This window comes from Phycisphaeraceae bacterium, from assembly GCA_015709595.1.
Lineage (GTDB): Bacteria > Planctomycetota > Phycisphaerae > Phycisphaerales > SM1A02 > CAADGA01.
This window is the reverse complement of sequence record CP054178.1, coordinates 2664803-2682523: the sequence shown is the minus strand read 5'-3', so window position 1 is coordinate 2682523 and position 17721 is coordinate 2664803. Positions and strand designations below refer to the sequence as shown.

At 66.4% G+C, this 17721-nt stretch carries 11 protein-coding genes and 1 pseudogene; 10 read left to right on the top strand and 2 right to left on the bottom strand.

What is annotated here, in order from left to right; all coding sequences use genetic code 11:
* Window positions 1-50 precede the first annotated feature (50 nt).
* The 5 genes from map to HRU76_11340 all read left to right on the top strand — a co-directional run bounded on the left by map (window position 51) and on the right by HRU76_11340 (window position 5676).
* On the top strand, window positions 51-863 hold the full coding sequence (map, locus tag HRU76_11360; protein ID QOJ18151.1) for a type I methionyl aminopeptidase: 813 nt from the start codon (window positions 51-53) through the stop codon (window positions 861-863).
* A gap of 279 nt (window positions 864-1142) precedes the next feature.
* On the top strand, window positions 1143-3269 hold the full coding sequence (locus tag HRU76_11355; GenBank protein QOJ18150.1) for a S9 family peptidase: 2127 nt from the start codon (window positions 1143-1145) through the stop codon (window positions 3267-3269).
* The gene (locus tag HRU76_11350; GenBank protein QOJ18149.1) at window positions 3266-3427 is read left to right on the top strand and encodes a hypothetical protein; all 162 of its coding nucleotides are present in this window, start codon (window positions 3266-3268) and stop codon (window positions 3425-3427) included. Before HRU76_11355 ends, HRU76_11350 begins: the two co-directional genes overlap by 4 nt.
* Window positions 3428-3482: 55 nt before the next feature.
* Window positions 3483-4895 (top strand): Si-specific NAD(P)(+) transhydrogenase, encoded by a 1413-nt coding sequence (gene sthA / locus HRU76_11345; protein ID QOJ18148.1) that lies wholly within the window; start codon window positions 3483-3485, stop codon window positions 4893-4895.
* Window positions 4896-5160: 265 nt separating this feature from the next.
* Window positions 5161-5676 (top strand): DinB family protein, encoded by a 516-nt coding sequence (locus HRU76_11340; protein ID QOJ18147.1) that lies wholly within the window; start codon window positions 5161-5163, stop codon window positions 5674-5676.
* A gap of 214 nt (window positions 5677-5890) precedes the next feature.
* Here HRU76_11340 and HRU76_11335 read toward each other — a convergent pair whose 3' ends face one another.
* Window positions 5891-6322: a hypothetical protein gene (locus HRU76_11335; GenBank protein QOJ18146.1), complete on the bottom strand. Its 432-nt coding sequence runs from the start codon at window positions 6320-6322 to the stop codon at window positions 5891-5893.
* The gene (locus HRU76_11330; protein QOJ18145.1) at window positions 6319-10431 is read right to left on the bottom strand and encodes an FG-GAP repeat protein; all 4113 of its coding nucleotides are present in this window, start codon (window positions 10429-10431) and stop codon (window positions 6319-6321) included. Before HRU76_11330 ends, HRU76_11335 begins: the two co-directional genes overlap by 4 nt.
* A 286-nt stretch (window positions 10432-10717) precedes the next feature.
* On the opposite strand from HRU76_11330, the gene HRU76_11325 reads away from it, so the two are divergent.
* The 5 genes and pseudogenes from HRU76_11325 (at window position 10718) to HRU76_11305 (ending at window position 17690) form a co-directional block, all read left to right on the top strand.
* The gene (locus tag HRU76_11325; GenBank protein ID QOJ18144.1) at window positions 10718-11416 is read left to right on the top strand and encodes a CoA transferase subunit A; all 699 of its coding nucleotides are present in this window, start codon (window positions 10718-10720) and stop codon (window positions 11414-11416) included.
* Window positions 11417-13003: 1587 nt separating this feature from the next.
* Window positions 13004-13198: pseudogene (locus HRU76_11320) on the top strand (hypothetical protein).
* A gap of 215 nt (window positions 13199-13413) precedes the next feature.
* Entirely contained in the window at window positions 13414-14682 is a 1269-nt protein-coding gene (locus tag HRU76_11315; protein ID QOJ18143.1) for a hypothetical protein, read from the top strand.
* Between the two features lie 35 nt (window positions 14683-14717).
* Window positions 14718-16448 (top strand): type II/IV secretion system protein, encoded by a 1731-nt coding sequence (locus tag HRU76_11310; GenBank protein ID QOJ18142.1) that lies wholly within the window; start codon window positions 14718-14720, stop codon window positions 16446-16448.
* 6 nt (window positions 16449-16454) lie between these two features.
* The gene (locus tag HRU76_11305) at window positions 16455-17690 is read left to right on the top strand and encodes a type II secretion system F family protein (GenBank protein ID QOJ18141.1); all 1236 of its coding nucleotides are present in this window, start codon (window positions 16455-16457) and stop codon (window positions 17688-17690) included.
* Window positions 17691-17721: the final 31 nt, after the last annotated feature.

Here is a 17721-nt window from a genome sequence, read left to right as displayed (position 1 = left end):
TTCCCCATCGACTTTCCCGCGATTCATCGTACTATCGACGCATCATGGTCGTGACCAGCATGATCGATGTGGACGCCGCGGCCGCCGCCGCCCAGTGCGTGGTGCGGACGCACGAGCGGCTCGTGGAGTTTCTGCGGCCCGGTCTCACGCTGCCGGAAGTTGACTCCTTCGTGGGTCGCACGCTGGCGGACCTCAACTGCCGCAGTTGCTTTCTGCACTACAAGATTCGAGGGCATCCACCCTTTCCCAGCCACGCCTGCCTGTCGCTCAATCACTGCATCGTGCATGGGACGCACACCATGCGCCTGCCTCCGCTCAAACCGGGTGATGTGTTCTCCATCGACATCGGCGTTCGTCACCAGGGCTTCATCGGCGACGCCGCGTGGACGTACGCCATCGGCCACGCCACCGATGAGGCGATGGCGCTCATGCGGTGCGGGCGTGAGTCCTTGCGGCGTGGCATCGCCGCGCTGCGACCCGGTCATCGACTTTCAGACTGGGCCGCCGCGGTGCAGCCCTACGTGGAGAAGGAGTGCGGCTTTCACCTGGTGCAGGGACTGGGCGGACACGGCTACGGCCGCAAACTGCACGGCCCGCCCTTCGTGTCCAACATCCTGCCGCGATACCCCGGCGAGTGGCCCGATTCGGACCTCATCATGCAGCCCGGCCTGCTGCTGGCGGTGGAGCCGATGATCGCACGCGGAACCTCTCAGACCGTGTCCGTCGGTCGCGAGTGGCCCATCTTCACCGCCGACGGCTCGCTGGCGGTTCACTACGAGGCGGATGTGATGGTGACCGAGTCCGGCCCCCGCGACCTGACCGAGGGGATGGATCAGTTGCCGGACATCGTGGGCGCGGCGTGAGAATCCCACACGGTGGCGCAGGCGTCCCGTCTGCCATCATCCGACCGGCCTCAATGGCCGGTCGAACAATGCCGACACCGACACAGCCGCCCGACCCAAGATCGTCACCGCGAGGGGCGATGCAGCGTCGCACGCCGGCTACGGTATCATCCCCCGGCATCGCATCAGTGAATCGGGCGTTGAGCCCGACTCACCGATCGCAGGCGGGGACGCCTGCGCCACCGATCAAAAAGTTGACGGGCGGGGACGCCCGTGCCACTGAAACACCCGGAGTTCATCATGCGACTGCTCCTCGCCGCTTCCGCTCTCGCCATCGCGCCGCTGACCCTTGCCGGCCCCCCCGCCACCGAACAGCGGCCCGTGACCGACGAGATGCACGGCCATCGCATCGTCGATGAATACCGCTGGCTCGAGCCGCTTGAAAGCGAGAGTGAGGAGGTTCGCGCCTGGACCACCGCGCAGAACGACCACACCCGATCCGTTCTCGATCGGCTGCCCGCCCGCAAGGACATCGAGGCCCGACTCGCCGAACTCATGTCGATCGGCACGGTCTCCGCTCCCTCGATGCGCGGCGACCGCTACTTCTACACCGAGCGCAAGGGAACGGAGAACCAGGCGGTTCTCTACCTGCGCGAAGGGCATGACGGCACGCCTCGCGTTCTGCTCAACCCCAACACGCTCGATGAGAAGGGTTTGTACGCGCTCGACTGGTTCGTCCCCAGCGAGGACGGCTCGCTGCTCGCCTTCGGGCTCTCCCACGCTGGCGACGAGATGACCGTGCTCTACGTCATGGACGTGACCAGCGGGCGCTGGCTGGCGGATGAGATCCAGGGCAAGGTGGTCTTCACCGGCTGGCTGGCGGACAACACCGGCTTCACCTACGGCATGCTGGAGAATCCCAAGGACGCCTACTCCCGCGTCTACAAGATGCACCTGCTGGGGACGCACCATCGGCAGGATTCCGAAATCCTGCGCCAGGACGCACCCAGCCGCATTCCCAGCGCCAGCATCACCCGCGATGGACGCTGGGTGGTCATCTCCATCTTCGAGGGCTGGGCCAAGCAGGAAGTCCTGGTGTTCGACGCCGACCAATGGCGGCGAACGGGCGAGATCGACCGTGTGCCGATCGCCGTGGGTCTGGATGCGCGCTTCGAGGCCGAATTCGTGCAGGGGGACACGCTCTACCTCTTCACCACGCTCAACGCGCCCAACGGCTGTCTGTACGCGGTTGATCTGAATAATCCCGCGCGGGAGAACTGGACGCTGATTCTGCCCGAGCGCAAGGACGCCGTGCTGCAGAGCGTCAGCCAGGCGCGAGGCCGCATGGTGGCCTCGTACCAGGTGGACGCCACCAGCCGACTGGAGCAGTTCACCTATTCGGGCAAGTCGCTGGGCGAGATCGCCCTGCCCGGCATCGGCACGGCGGGCATCGTCACCCGCGATGACCGCACCGAGGCGTTCCTGACCTTCACGAGCTTCAATACCCCGCCGTCGATCTATCGGCTCGACCTGGCGGAGCCGAGGCCGCAACTCGCCCTGTGGGCGAGACCGGAAGTTCCCGTTGATCCCTCCACGGTCGAGGTGAAGCAGGTTTTCTTCGCCTCCAGGGATGGCACGCGCGTGCCCATGTTCATCGTGCATAAGAAGGGGCTGGTCCTCAACGGCGAGAACCCCTGCATCCTCTATGGCTACGGCGGCTTCAACATCTCCCTGACGCCCTCGTTCACGCCCACGCGCTTCCCCTGGTTCGAGATGGGCGGCGTCTACGCCGTCGCCAACCTTCGAGGCGGCAGCGAGTACGGCGAGGACTGGCACCGCGCCGGCATGCTCGAGAACAAGCAGAACGTCTTCGACGACTTCTACGCCGCAGCGGAATACCTCATCGCCAACGGCTACACCAGGCCCGAGCGGCTCGCCTGCCAGGGCGGATCCAACGGCGGTCTGCTCACGGGCGTGGCGGTGACGCAGCGGCCTGACCTGTTCGCCGCGGCCATCTCTGCGGTGCCCCTGCTGGACATGCTGCGATACCACCACTTCCTGATGGCGAAGTTCTGGATTCCCGAGTACGGCTCGCCGGATGACCCCACCCACTTCCAGTGGCTGCGCCGCTACTCGCCCTACCACAACATCAAGCCGGGCGTGAAGTATCCGGCGGTGCTCTTCACCGCGGGTGAGAACGACAACCGCGTTCACCCCAACCATGCCCGCAAGATGGTGGCCAGGATGCAGGCGCTCGCCGCCAACGACCACGAGACGAAGCCCATCCTGCTCTGGGTCGACCGCGAAGGCGGCCACGGGCAGGGCAAGCCCCTGTCGCTGCGTATCCGCGACGCTGCCGACCAGTTCATCTTCTGCGCCTGGCAGACCGGCATGCTGGAGGACTACCTGCGGAAGAACCCCCGGTGACGGGGTGGCGATACGGTCTGTCGGGCGTGCTGCTGCTCGGCTCGCTGGTCTTCCTCATCCTCACGCCCCATAAGAGCTGGGGGCTGGGGGCGGTCATCGCGGCGGTCATCGTCATGCGGCTCCTGCTCGTGCCGCTGAAGGGGAATCCGCCCCGGTAGCGCCGCGCCGAACCCGGGGCTAACCCGAGATGTGAATCTGGTCGATCTGCACCACATGGATCGATACGACCTGATCTGTCTCGGCTGCGGACCGGCGGGCGAGAAGGCCGCCACGCAGGCGGCGTATTTCGGACGCCGCGTCGCCGTCATTGAGCGCGCCCACGCCCCGGGCGGGGCCATGGTCAACACCGGCACCATCCCGTCCAAGGCCCTGCGCGAAACCGCCGTCATGTGCTCCGCCTTCCGACGCCGACCCATCCCGGGACTTCGCGTGGAGTTCGGCGGCCACCTCTCCATCGCCGGATTCATGGCCCAGCGACACCTGATTCAGCAGGAGGAGCACGACCGCATCGAATCCTCCTTCGACCGGCACGGCATCACCGTGGTGAACGGCCACGGACGCATCGTCGATCCGCACACGATCGAAGTGACCCGCGACGACGGCCCAACCGCGCGGCTGAGCGCCGACTTCATCCTCGTCGCCACCGGCTCGTCGCCGGTGCGTCCCGAGCACATCCCCTTCCACCTGCCGGGCGTGGTGGACGCCGACGGCATCCTCGAGCTTGAGCACATGCCCCGCTCGCTGGCTATCGTGGGCGGCGGCGTCATCGGTTGCGAATACGCCAGCATCTTCGCCGAGATCGGCGTGGCCGTGACCCTCTTCGAACCGCGCGAGTCGATCCTGCCATTCATCGACGGCGACTGCCGCGACGTGCTGCTGCGCTCCATGCGCGGCGCGGAGATCGACGTGCGCCTCAACACCGCCGTGCAGTCGGTGTCGGAATCCAAGGTCGGCGGCGTGCTGGTCACCGACTCGACCAGGCGCGCCGAGTCGTTCGACGTGCTGCTGTGGGCCGCTGGGCGCTCCGGCAATACCCGCGACATCGGACTGGAGAACGTGGGGCTGATCCCTGACAAGCGCGGCCTGCTGGCAGTCGATGGCACGTTCCGCACCAGCGTGCCGTCCATCTATGCCGCCGGCGACGTGATCGGTCCGCCCTCGCTCACGTCGGTGTCGATGGAGCAGGGGCGCGTCGCGGCTTGCCACATGTTCGGGCTTCACTTCAAGCGAGAGGTCGCCCGCACCTTCCCCATCGGGCTGTACACCATCCCGCCTGTCGCCATGGTGGGGCTGGGCGAGCAGGAGGCCGCCAAGCAGGGTCACGAGGTCATCGTCGGCAAGGCCCCCTACCGCCTCAACGCGCGCGGGCGCATGTACCGCGACAACGAAGGACTGCTGAAACTGGTCTTCGATCGATCATCGCGCCGGTTGCTTGGGGCCGCCATGGTCGGCGAACAGGCCACCGAGCTCATTCACCTCGCCCAGAGCATCATCCACGCGGGAGAAGGCATCGACTACCTCATCAATGCCTGCTTCAACTACCCCAGCATCAGCGAACTGTACAAGTACGCCGCATACGCCGCCCTGCAGGCGATCCACGTCGGTGAACAACGGCTCGCCGCGTGATCGAGGCCGGAGGCGAGAACGTCGGAAGAACCGCACCGCGGGAGGCGGCGTCGGAGGGCGTTGCGGCCGGCGGAAGCCAGGCGGGCCGGGGCCGCCGCTGGCTGCGGTTCCACGGCTGTTCCACGGGGCCAAGCGCCGGAGCACTGGGCGGCAGCCGCTCGAGCAGCACGCACCGTTCGCACGGGATCCATATCATCCACGAGAAATCGGGAACTCGCGCCGTCGTTCGAGCTGACCATCTCGTCCTCATTGAATCACTCTCGCCATGAATGCCGCCGCATTGATTGACCGACTGGCTCACGGTCCCGCGATGATCGAAGCCGCCCTGCGCGGCGTCGGCCCCGCCGAATTCCGCTGGAAGCCCGCCCCGGACGCCTGGTCGCTGGTCGAGATCGTCAACCACCTCTGCGATGAGGAGACGCTGGACTTCCGCACGCGCGTGGACCTGACGCTCCACCGCCCGGGCGACCCCTGGCCGCCCATCGACCCGGTGGGCTGGGCGACCGTGCGGGACTACCAGTCGCGCGACCTGGAGGAGTCGCTCACGCGCTTTCGGCGGCTGCGCGAGGAGTCGCTGGTCTTCCTGCGCTCCCTCGCCGCCCCGGACTGGTCGCGCGTGCACGAGCACCCGAAGATCGGTCGCCTGCGAGCGGGCGACCTGCTGGCGTCGTGGGCCGCGCATGACCTGCTCCACCTGCGCCAGATCGCCAAGCGGCGCTATGAGTACGGCGTGGCGGTGCTGGGCGAGGGGTACGCGGCGGAGTATGCGGGGGGGTGGTGAGGGGGTGGGGGGGGTTTTCGGTTGTCGGTAGTCGGTGGTCGGTTTTGCTGGTGGCTCTTGGCTGTTTGCTGGTGGCTGATGGCTCTTGGCCTTTGGCTCTTGGCTCTGGGCTGTTGCCGCTTCTCTCCTTTCCGCGTGGGAGAGGGGTTGGGGGTCGAGAGGACGAGGCAATGCACACCGATGCCGAGTGTCCGACGCCGCTGTCCCGACCGGATCAGAATGCCCCCTCTGGTGGCGGTCCCTCGACTTTCTCCAGTTGGTCGACATGGACGTACTTCAGCCCCTCCTCCATCCGACTCCAGTCCCAGCCGTCGGTCTCCAATTCCCGCCGTGCTTCCATCGTCTCCTTCAGGCCGCCGGCCTTGCTGATTTCCTCAACGCCCATCCGAACCAGCAGGATCGGCTCCGCGCCAGTGTGATGCCAACGCTCGGGTGTTACCAACCAACCGCGGTAGAGCAACCTGGGGTAGAAAACCACCTCTCGAGGATCGGCCTCTGACTGAACCCAAATGCGCCCTTGCCACAGTTGAAACCGTTCCTGAGCGACTGTTGGACTGACTACTGTGGATAGGTTGCAGCCGCGAAGATGAGGGGCGAAGGCCGCCAAGAGCCAGTCGCTTTGCCGCCGAGCAAGATACGTGGTCAAGGCAGCGCCTCCCAAACGACACCGGTCGGACTACCTGGGTTCGGCCGCAGCACCCACCGATCACTCGATCCACCGCCACCAATCGTCACGACCCTCGGCGTGCCGTCGGCGTTCTTGAATGCGATAACCGTGACATCCACCTCCATCAACGTTGATGTGGTGTGCCACTCGGGGGCGAGGCGGCCATCACGGGATGCCGCGAGGCCGTTGCCAGTGTAGGGTGCGGCCGCGTTGATGAGGCGTTCATCGGCACCGCCAGTGGCGTAGCCACTGCTTCGTGGGATTCTCGTGTTCGAGGCAAGCGACACGCTCATTCGAGTCTCGATCAGCGCGTACGACTCGGCGGCGGTGAAGGCAGAGCCGTCATAGTCGAGGCGAAGGCGCTCGATGACTTGACCAGCGTTGCCCGCTCCTTCGAGATCCGCCTTGCGCGTGAAGAACCCCGCGAGCTGCCCGTTGCTGTCCGAGATGCGGTTGACCGCGTCGCTGAAGTTCACGACCTTGACCACCTCTGCGCCCACTGGAATCGCGCCGATCGCACCCCGAATCGCGTTGAGCGCCTGCACTTGGTCCGCACGCAGGTTCTCTCCCCGCATGAACCGGCACGCCTCGAACTCCTCCATCGTCTTGAATGCCTTCCCCTCGCCGACGTACGGCGTGACGTACGAGCGGAGGTGGCCGTGCATGGTCTGCCGGGCGGCAAAGACCGCGTCATCCACCCGGGCTGCGGCCTTCGGGTCCGGGTTCGGCGCCCCCGGCACCGCATCATGGTAGGTCCGCCTGACCGCTGTCGCCACGCTTTCGGCGGACTGAGCGATTGCCTCATCGCTGACGGCATTGATGGCGATGCGGTCAACCAGGTCATCAAACGTCTCGGCACCGCCGTTCCCGATCTTGGCGTAAGCGGCCAGCCCTTCCGCCGCCTCGTCGGCGACGGTCCGGGACAGCCGGCGGTTGACGATGTCCACGGCCGAGGCCATGTGGCTCGAATCCAGGCCGATCGGGCTGTACAGGACCCGATTCCACTGGTTGATCAGCGTCTCGGCGGCGTGAACCGCCCAGTCAAAGACGTTCATCCCCTCCGGCCAAGGAATCTTTGCGATGTGCTTGACGATGGCGCCAAGCCCCGCGATCAGTTCATCACCCAGTCGAAGCGCGATGTCCAGCACCACGTTGACCGGCACGAACTTGACGATCGCCTTGAGCACGCTCGTGGCCGCGTTGAGAATGGCGCCGGGCACGCCACCAGCAAGGTAACCGGCGTCGGCAGCGAGGCCTGCCAGCGACACGCCAGCGATCACGTAGTTGCTCGTGGAGGTGTCGTCGTTGAAGACCGGCTTCCAGAAGCCCTCCTTGATCACATCGATGAGGTCATAGCCTGGCGCGAACCCCAGACCGATCTCCGCCGTGATTGCGGCAACCTCTACCGCTCGGAACACGCCCGTGTATCCGGGTGGCGGATTCTCCGGATCGAAGTCATCGACCGCCAGTGTGAAATCGGTGAAGACGAACCCGTTGGACTGGAAGTAGTCCTCGATTCGTGGATACCACTTTTCCTGCGCGAGAGTGGCGAGCCACTGCATGTTGTCCGCAAGGTACCCCGGATGCTGGACGGTGATGCCCAGGATGTCGTTGCTGTCCGGATCCCAGAGATTCAACGTGTGCCCCCACAACTCAGTGCCGTGCAGGTACACCGACTGCTGCAGAGCGTCAAGAGCCGTCCGATACTGCGCGTCGTTGAGGACAGGCACATCCAGACTGACGACCAGGTGGGCATTCGAACCGGCAAGCCCAAGACCGGTTAGAGGGTTCGTGAACTGGAGTGAATGACCGGTGAACCTGTGGCTCCCGCCGATGTCGAACCGTTGCGTCGATCGGAGAGAGTTGATGAACTCCTCGTCGATCACCCCGTCGCGGAATGCGTCCGCCGTTCGGCCAGCCAGGGCCGCAACGTTCTCAAGGAACACGCTCTCCGTGCGATTGTCGAATGGCGCGGAACTCCACACATTGGCCGACACAGTGAAGTCCGCCCACCCCTGTTCGTTCGTGAGCGGGAGAATGTCCAGAATGCCCGACTGGCTTTCGATAGTCAGTCGATCCGTCGCGGCGACCAGCCCGACGCGCTTGCTTGGCTTGGGGTTTCCCTTCGCGTCCTTGACGCGCACGCGGAACGTGGCAACCTCACCTTGCCCGTTCGTGGCACTCTCGATGAGCGCGAGGTGCTCATCAGTGATCGGCGATCGAGCGCCGATCAGCTCCGAAAGCACCTCACGCCCGCCAATGCGGATCAAGCCGTCGTCCTCGTACGGGTGGTCCGCCCCGGGGGCACCGATCGGCGACTCCGATCTGACCGGGAACGTGGGCGCACGATTGAACTCGATTCCCACCGTTCCGCCCATCACGACGTTCATGCTGCCAAGCAGTGAACTGTCTGGATGATCCGCCTTCACAGCAATCGACGCTGCTCCGATTCCGAGGGATCGAACGACGACCTCGGCCTGCCCTCCCGAGATTGAGATGCCTGTCACAAGGTCATCTCCGTCGACGAAACGTGCCGCCATGCTCTCGTGGAACTCCAGGTAAAGATCCACAATCGCGGGCTCCCATGTAATCTCGACGGTCTCGGTGTCCGTCGGAAGAACGGTCAGATCGGTTTCTTCATCGACGTGCGTATCCGGGTCAGGCGTCAGCGTCACCTCAACCACCCACACATCCCACCGCGCCTCGCAGTCGTTGATCGACGCCGTCACGCGCGCGAAGCCCGTGTCGTTGAAGCGGATGCGCACCTCGTGCGTGTGGCTCGGGTCGGGCGGCTCGATGATCTCGGCCACCGTCGAGCTGCTGGTCGCCCAGGAGCTGGCCACCGCGGAGTAGCCCCAGAACGAGCCAACCACGTGCTCGGACCCCTTCGCCACATACTTCGGCGGGAGCAGTCGGTGTCCACCGAACCCGGGCTGGCGGATGACCAGGTCACAAGGCGGCGGATCGCCGCCCCCGCCCCCGCCACCGATGCCGCCACCGGTGCCCCCGCCTCCACCACTTCCCCCGCCCCCACCGCCACCACCGCCACTTCCACCGCCGCCCCAGCCGCCCGTGCCGCCTCCCCCGGCGCTTCCTCCGCCTCCGATGTCCAGCCCGCCGATCCACGGGAAGAAGATGTTGCTCGGCAGCATGGTGCTGATGCCTTGCGCGTTCTGAAGCCAGTGCACGTCAGACGGGTCGAGCACTACGTGGAACATCGACTCGCCCTGATGATCGAGGGCGATCTGATAGTCCGCGCCATCCACGGTTCCATCCGAGTTCAGGTCGCCGTCGGAGATCGGCAGGTTGCCCTGCATCCCGAGGTTGGCCTGAATGATCGAGAGATCGGTCTCGTTCACGTCGCCATCACCGTTCACGTCGCCGGGTTGATCCGCCCATGGATCGAAGGGGGCGTCCCCCACGACGACGTGGAGAATCTCGCCGGTCGATCCGGAGACCACATACGTGCGCGTATTGGGCTGCCCTTGGCTGTCGAGGTACCAGCCGCGAACCCGCAGGTCCACCGTGCCATCCATGTCGAAGTCCGCGAGCGGCGCGATGCGATCGCCGAACCCGTAGGTGGATGCCACCGGCGCTTCCATGAACAGATCGGCATCGGCGGCGGTCCGCTCGTCTCCGGCTCCGGCCGGGAAGGGCCCGAAGAAAACGTAGATGGCGCCCTCGCCGCCGCTCGCCGTTCCAGTCACTCCGGGCGCTCCGACGGCGATGTCGTTGAACCCGTCGCCATTGAGATCGCCGATCACCGACGCGGCCGCACCGAACTCGCCATCGGGGGCGGTTCCCGTGATGGTGGTCGCCACGGCACCCGTTTCGCCCGTGACGATCGTCAACACGCCGACTTGGCCGGATGCCGGCGTCGGCGCGGCGCTCGGGTCGGCGATAAGAATGTCCGGAACGACTCCGCCGTCCAGATCACCGGTCATGGTGGGGGTCGAGACGCTGGCGGATGCGCGCGACTCCTGCTTGGTGCCGCGGAGGACGCCCGCGATGACGATGAATGCGGCCACAGCCAGAGTCGCAGCCAGAATGACCGACCATTTGAACGAACGGTACGCCGTAGTTGACATGATGAATCCCCGCAAGAGTCGCGCCTTCGCGATTTGCGGGTTCATCGAATCAACTAATCTAACACTTGAGTGCGATTGCGAGATACACCCTAATCGTCTGTCGTTTGGCCGATCAGCGTTGTACACTTGCGCGAGTGCTTCGGACTCGTACCCCAACTCCCGGCCAAGCCGGGGGCTAACCCGCTCATCCCCTCCTGCCCTCCTGCTCTCCCGCTCTCCTGTTCTCCCGCTCTCCTGTCCCCCCACCCCTTGATCCCCCCACCCCACCCCGTCACAATCACGCACCATGCTCTCCTGTGACAAAACCTACTCCACTCCCGCCGCCGCCCTTGAGGGGCTTCTGCATGATGACATGACCATCGCCGTGGGCGGATTCGGGTTGTGCGGCATCCCTGAGCGGCTCATCATCGCCCTGCGCGACTCGGGCGTGCGCGGGCTCACCGTCATCTCCAACAACGCGGGCGTGGATGACTGGGGGCTGGGGCTGCTGCTGCGGACGCGGCAGATTCGCAAGATGATCTCGTCCTACGTCGGCGAGAACGCCGAGTTTGAGCGCCAGTACATGGCGGGCGAGTTGGAGCTGGAGTTCGCCCCGCAGGGCACGCTGGCGGAGCGGATGCGGGCGGGCGGGGCGGGCATTCCCGCGTTCTACACGCCCACGGGGGTGGGCACCGTCATCGCCGAGGGCAAGGAGACGCGGACCATCGACGGGCGTGAGTACGTGCTGGAGCGTGGCATCGTGGCGGACCTGTCGCTGGTGAAGGCGTGGAAGTCCGATAAGTCGGGGAACCTTGTCTACCGCAAGACCGCCCGCAACTTCAACCCCATGGTCGCCACGTGCGGCAAGGTCTGCGTGGCGGAGGTGGAGGAGGTGGTCGAGATCGGGGCGCTCGATCCAGACGGCATCCATACGCCGGGCATCTTCGTGGACCGGGTGGTGCGGACGGTGTCGGAGAAGCGGATCGAGCAGTTGACCACACGCTGATCCGTGACGGTCAGGGCCGGGTATTTCAAGGTCGGCACGGCTGGCGCGACGCTCCGCAGCGCGTGTCTTGGTGTCTTCCTGCGGCGCCGAATGCCCTGGCCGCGCACGCAGGACTCCGGCCCGTATCGACCTCATCTCTGCAACGGAACGCCGTGAGCGTCGAAGACAATCGGCCTGCGGTCGGCGGCGGGGACGCCTCGGCGACGCAGGGCATGGCGACCTGGTTTTTCGTGATTCCGGGGGATTCCGTGCCATGAATCCCCCGTAGGTACGTTGGAGTGGCGCGGTTGCTCCGCCCGTGGACGGACGACCGATTCAGGCCCTTTTCTTCGGAGATGCGTTCCCATGACGTTTCTGCATCGGCTGACCGTCCCGATTCGTGTGTTTCTGCTGACGGCCTCATTGGGCGGCTTGTGCGTCGCCATGCCCGCCACCGCGCAGTTTGGTCAGGGGCAGGGCGGGTTCCAGGCGTTCGGGGACGCCTCGACGCCGGAGTTCTCTCGCCGCGATCTGCCCACGATGGTCCGCATCCTGAAGCTGGATGACACGCAGCAGGCCCTGGCGCAGGCGTTTCTGGACGGCTACGAGTCAAGTTTCCGCGCCCAGTCGGAGAAGTTCCGCGACCAGATGAATCGTCTGCGGGAGGAGATGGAGCAGAGCGTGTCGCGCAACGAGGACTGGCGGGCGAGGATCGAGCCGTTCCGCGCCCTGATGGCCGAAGCCCGTCAGCAGCGTGAGCAGCTGGGGGCGGAGTTCATCAGCAACGTCAAGTCGGTGCTGCACGAGGATCAGGCCCAGCACTGGCCCGTGTTCGAGCGAGCCATGCGCCGGCAGCAGGCGATTCCGCGTGGGCTGATCTCGGGTGAGCGGGTGGATCTGTTCCGCATCATCGAAGGGCTGCGGCTGGACGAGGCGCAGCGCTCGCCCATCGACCCGGTGCTGTCGGAATACGACGTGCAGTTGGATCAGGCGCTGCAGGCCCGCGAGGCGGACATGTCCCGCGCCGAGACCGAGATGCGCGACGCGATGCAGGCCATGGACTTCGACAAGGGGCTCAAGGCCATCGAGCGCCAGCGCAAGCTGCGCGTGCGCATCCGCGACATCAACGAGATGTTCGCCACCCAGATCGAGCCGCTCACGCCCGATCCGCAGGCGTTCCGCAAGGCGTACCGCGAGGCGGCGTATCCCACGGTGTACGGCGAGACATACGGCCAGCAGGTCTTCAAGGCCGCCCTGGCCATGGAGTACGCCGATCCGTCGGCCAAGGCGGCGGTCGAGTCGCTGGCGCAGCAGTTCGAGACGATGCTGGCCGCCAAGAATGAGCAACTGCAGCGGATCGTCCGTGAGCACGAGCCCAAGGCCATCGAGCGGCAGATCGAAATGATCCGCGCCCGCATGGAAGGCGGCAACGTGGATCAGCGATCCATGCGCGACGACCCGATCCGAACCGCGATGAACGAGCGATCCGACTTCGAGCGCGACATGATGACGCAGCTTCGCGCCCTGCTGACGGAGGAGCAGGTGGCGGCCCTGCCGCGACCCTCTCGACGTCCCGATGCGGGCGGCGGGCGAGGCGGCCTCCCCGCCGGACTGGGCGGCGGGATGGGCGGCGGGGGCTTCCCCGGCGGAGGCGGACGGGGCGGCGAAGGGCGCGGCGGAGGCGGACGCGGAGGCGACGGGGGCGGGCGCGGCGGGGACGGAGGCGGGCGGGGCGGCGGACAGGCGACTTCGCCTCTCGATGAGCGCGGCTTCCCGCGGGGCCTGGTCGATTCGATGCGATGACCATCGCATCGGCGGACTGGCCGACGCGGATTCGAGGGTTCGGGTACACGAGGGTTCGAACGGCAAAGCCCCCGCATCCTGACGGAACACCGTCTCCGGGGCGTACAGTGAGGCGCACGTTCATCCGAGCCGGATCGGCGCGGGAGAAGTTTCCCCGCGACGGGTCCGCGCCCGGCGGATCGTCGCACCCATCTCCACGCTCAGGAGCATCGCCCATGACGACGACGTTTCGACAAGTCTCCCATCATGCCGCGCTGGTCACGGCGATGACGCTTTTCGGCGTCACGGCCCCGACTCTTCAGGCGCAGGAACAGCGCATCTCGATGGCCTTCAGCACCGGCGGGCCAATGAACGACACGTCCTTTCGCCCGGTGATGACCGAGCGCGAACTGAAGCACTACGGCCGGGTGCTGACGCTGGATGACACACAGTCGCTGCTGGCGCGGGAGCTGCTGGCGGCGTATCGGCAGACCTTCGACGCCGAGGTGGAGAAGATCCGGACCAAGCAGCGCGAGATGCGCGAGGAAGTTCAGGCCACCGGGGATTTCAGCATCTTCGGACGCCAGATGGGTCCGCTCATGGAAGGGTGGAACAAGACCCGCGAGCGACTGGACGAAGAACTGATCGTCAACCTGCGCAGTCTGCTGCGTGAGGATCAGGCCGATCGCTGGCCGATCTTCGAGCGTGAGCAGCGCCGTGCGAAGCTGCTCCCCAACTCACGCCTCGGCGGCGAGGACGTGGACCTGCTGCTGCTGGTGGGCGATCTGGAGCTCTCCGAGGAGGAACTGGCTCGCGTAGCCCCCATGCTGGAACAGTGGGCGGTGGAGATCGACATCGCCCTCACGTCGCGTCAGGCGGCCCTGGAGCCCCTGCAGCGGGAAATGATCGAGAAAATGGGCGACCGTGAGGCGATCGCCAAGATCTGGGAGCAGGGCACGAAGAAACGCATCGTGGTGCGCGACGTGAATGAACGCACGCTGGCGGGGCTTCGAGCGGAGCTGGGGCCGGAACTGGGCGACCGGCTGCATGCGGCGTACCTGAAGCGGGCGTTTCCGCTGGCCTTCGAGACCACGCGGGCGCACCGGATGTTCGAGGCCGTGCGAAAGCACGCCAAACTGGCGCCCGAGCAGGAGCCGATCATCAACGATCTGGAAAGCCAGTTCAACACGCGGCTGGACGGCCTGACGAATCGGCTCATCGACGCCATCCGCAAGGAGGAGCAGGAACTGCCTCCCTTCATCGCCAACATGCAGCCGGTTCGTGACAACCGGGGCGGCCGCGGAGCGGAGATCGTCATCGCGGGGGCGCCGTTCGGACAGGAGCCATACGGCGGGCTCCTCAAGGAGCGATTCGACCTGGCGAAGAACACCATCACGCAGATCGAATCGGTGCTGACTCCGGTGCAGAAGGAGTCGCTGCCGTCCATCGACATGTCCGAAACAGTCAACGCCTTCGTGTCCCGCGCCGTTCGATTTCAGTTGTAGAATGGGGTGCTCGAATCCCCGATACGGACCCATCCATGCCCGGCAACGTCACCAGCAGCGGCACATCACGAGCGGCCACGGGCGCCACGCCGGGCGGCGACCTGGAGATGGCGCCGCCGAACCCGGGAAGCGCGCCGTCGCTCAACGGCGCGCCGGGAGGGGGATCGGCATCCGAGCCGCCGGGTTCGTCCGACGACGGGGGCGCGGTCATGCGTCGCTGCCGCGCCCTGGGCATCGAGTGGCTGAAGAAGCCCCCGCCGGTGGACAAGGCCGCCGTGGCGCTGCTGGAGCCGGAGATCGCGGTTCGGCTTCGCGCCGTCCCGCTGCGCCTGGAGCGCGGTCGGCTGGTGGTCGCCATGCGCGACCCGCTGGATCTGGCCGCAGTGGACGAGATCGCCACGCTGGCGGGTCACCCCGTGACGCGCGTGGGTCTGGATGAGGCGCCCTTCTCCGAACTGATGCGGGAGCACTATGGCACCACCGCCGCCCGCATGGCCGAGTCGCTGGCGGGCGACACGGATCTGGCCGCCACCGACCTGGAGCACAACCTCGACGCCATCGAGGCGGAAGACATCCACCGGATGGCGGAGCAGCCCACGCTCATCAACCTGGTGAACCTGCTGCTGCTGGAGGCCATCAAGTCACGCACCAGCGACGTTCACATTGAGCCCTTCGAGAATGAACTGAAGGTCAAGTACCGCATCGACGGCGTACTCAACGAGCAGCCCCCCCCGCCCAAGAACCTGCAACCGGCGCTGATCGGGCGCGTCAAGATCATGGCGGGCATGAACATCGCCGAGCGATACGTGCCTCAGGACGGGCACATCACGCTGCGCTTTGAGGGACGCAAGGTCGATATCCGCGTGTCCACGGTGCCCACGCTGTACGGCGAGTCGGTGGTGATGCGCATCCTCGACAAGAGCACGCTGCCGCTGGAGCTCGAGGCCCTGGGCATGGCCCGCGCCATGCGCGCCAAGGTGGACTCGCTGATCGGCAAGCCGCACGGCCTGGTGCTGGTGACCGGCCCGACCGGCAGCGGCAAGACCACCACGCTCTACACCGCGCTGACGCGCATCTACGATCCTCGCAAGAAGATCATCACCATCGAGGATCCGGTCGAGTACGAACTCACCGGCATCAACCAGATTCCCGTCAACCCCAAGCGAGGACTCACCTTCGCCACGGGGCTGCGCCACATTCTGCGTCAGGATCCGGACATCATCATGGTGGGCGAAATCCGCGACGGCGAGACGGCGGACATCGCCATCCGCTCCGCGCTGACCGGCCACCTGATCTTCTCCACGCTGCACACCAACGACGCCGTCAGCTCCATCGGCCGCCTGATCGACATGGGCGCGGAGCCCTACCTGGTCGCCTCGGTGCTGGAGGGCATCCTGGCGCAGCGTCTGGGGCGCCGTCTGTGCCGCCACTGCCGGGTGCGCGTACCCATCGCCGAGGACGTGGAGCACCGCCTCACGCCCGCCGAGGCGGAACTCTTCAAGGGCCACGTCTGGAAGGGCGTCGGCTGCGAGGAATGCAATAACTCGGGCTATCGCGGGCGCATCGGGTTCTTCGAACTGCTGCGCATCAACCCGGGCCTTCGCAAGGGCATCTCCGAGAACCGCACCGCCGCCGACCTGCGGGCGCTGGCGGACGCGGACTTCCTCGTCATGCGGGCCGACGGCATGCAGAAGGCCGCCGCGGGTGAAACCAGCGTCGAGGAAGTGCTTCGCGCCACGCAGGACGCCGAGGACACCGTCGGGTAAGACGCCATGCCCTCGTTCCAGTACCAATGCCTGACAGCCGGAGGCCAGATCACGACGGGCGTGATCGCCGCTCCGGACCGCGCCGCCGCGGTGCGGGCGCTCACCGCCAGGGGCGAGACGCCCACCATGCTCGAGGCGGCGTCGGAAGGCGGCTCGGAGCGCGGCGCCGCGGCGCGCCCCGCGCTGTTCCGGCGCGCCGCGCGTCCCACCCTCAAGCGGCAGGAGATCGCCAATCTCATCCGCGAGCTGGCCACCGCCCTGGAGGCGGGTTTGCCGCTCATGGCCTCGCTCCGCACCGTGCGCAAACAGGCCACCGGCAAGGCGCAGCCGATCATCCTGGACCACCTGATCGAGCGCATCGAGGCCGGAACGCCCCTGCATCAGGCGGCGCGTGAGTACGGCCCGCCCTTCGACGACATGATCGTCGGCATGCTGCGCGCCGCCGACGCCTCGGGCGAGATGAGCGGCATCATGCACCAGCTCGCCGACCTGCTGGAACGGTCCATTGAACTGCGCCGGTCGGTGGTTGGCGCCACCATCTATCCGCTCATCGTGGCGGTGCTCATCGCCATCAGCGCGGTCATCCTGGTGACGTTCCTGGTGCCCGCGCTGATCGAGCCGCTCATGGGCCAGATCGAGCTGCCGCTTCCCACGCGCATCGTGCTGGCGGTGGCGGACACGCTGGCCGCGTACGGCATTTTCGTGCTGCTGGGCGCGGTCGCGCTGTGGTTCGCCTTCCGATACTGGGTCGCTCGGCCCGAGAACCGGCTTCGCTTCGACACCCTGCTTCTTCGCCTGCCGCTCTACGGGCGCCTGGCCCGCGACGTGGCGGTGGCCCGCTTCACGCGCACGCTGGGCACGCTCAGTTCGGCGGGCATTTCCATCCTCGACGGGCTGCGCATCACGCGCGACACGCTGGGAAACGCCGCACTCATGAAGGCCGTGGACGAGGTGCAGCAGCAGGTGACGACCGGCAAGGCCCTGGCGGACCCGCTGGAGCGATCCGGCCTGTTCCCGCCCCTGCTGATCCAGGTGGTCAACCTGGGCGAGCGTTCGGGCAAGCTGGAGGCGATGCTGCTGCATGCCGCCGGCGCCTTTGACCGCCAGGTGCAGAACTCGATCAAGATCTTCACGTCGCTGCTGCCCCCTGCGCTGCTGGTGGTCATGGCGTGCCTGGGCGGCTTCATCCTGGCGGCGATCCTGCTGCCCCTGCTGGAGTTGCAGAATCTCGCCGCGGGATGAACCGGGCGTGACGCTCGTATAGACCAATGGT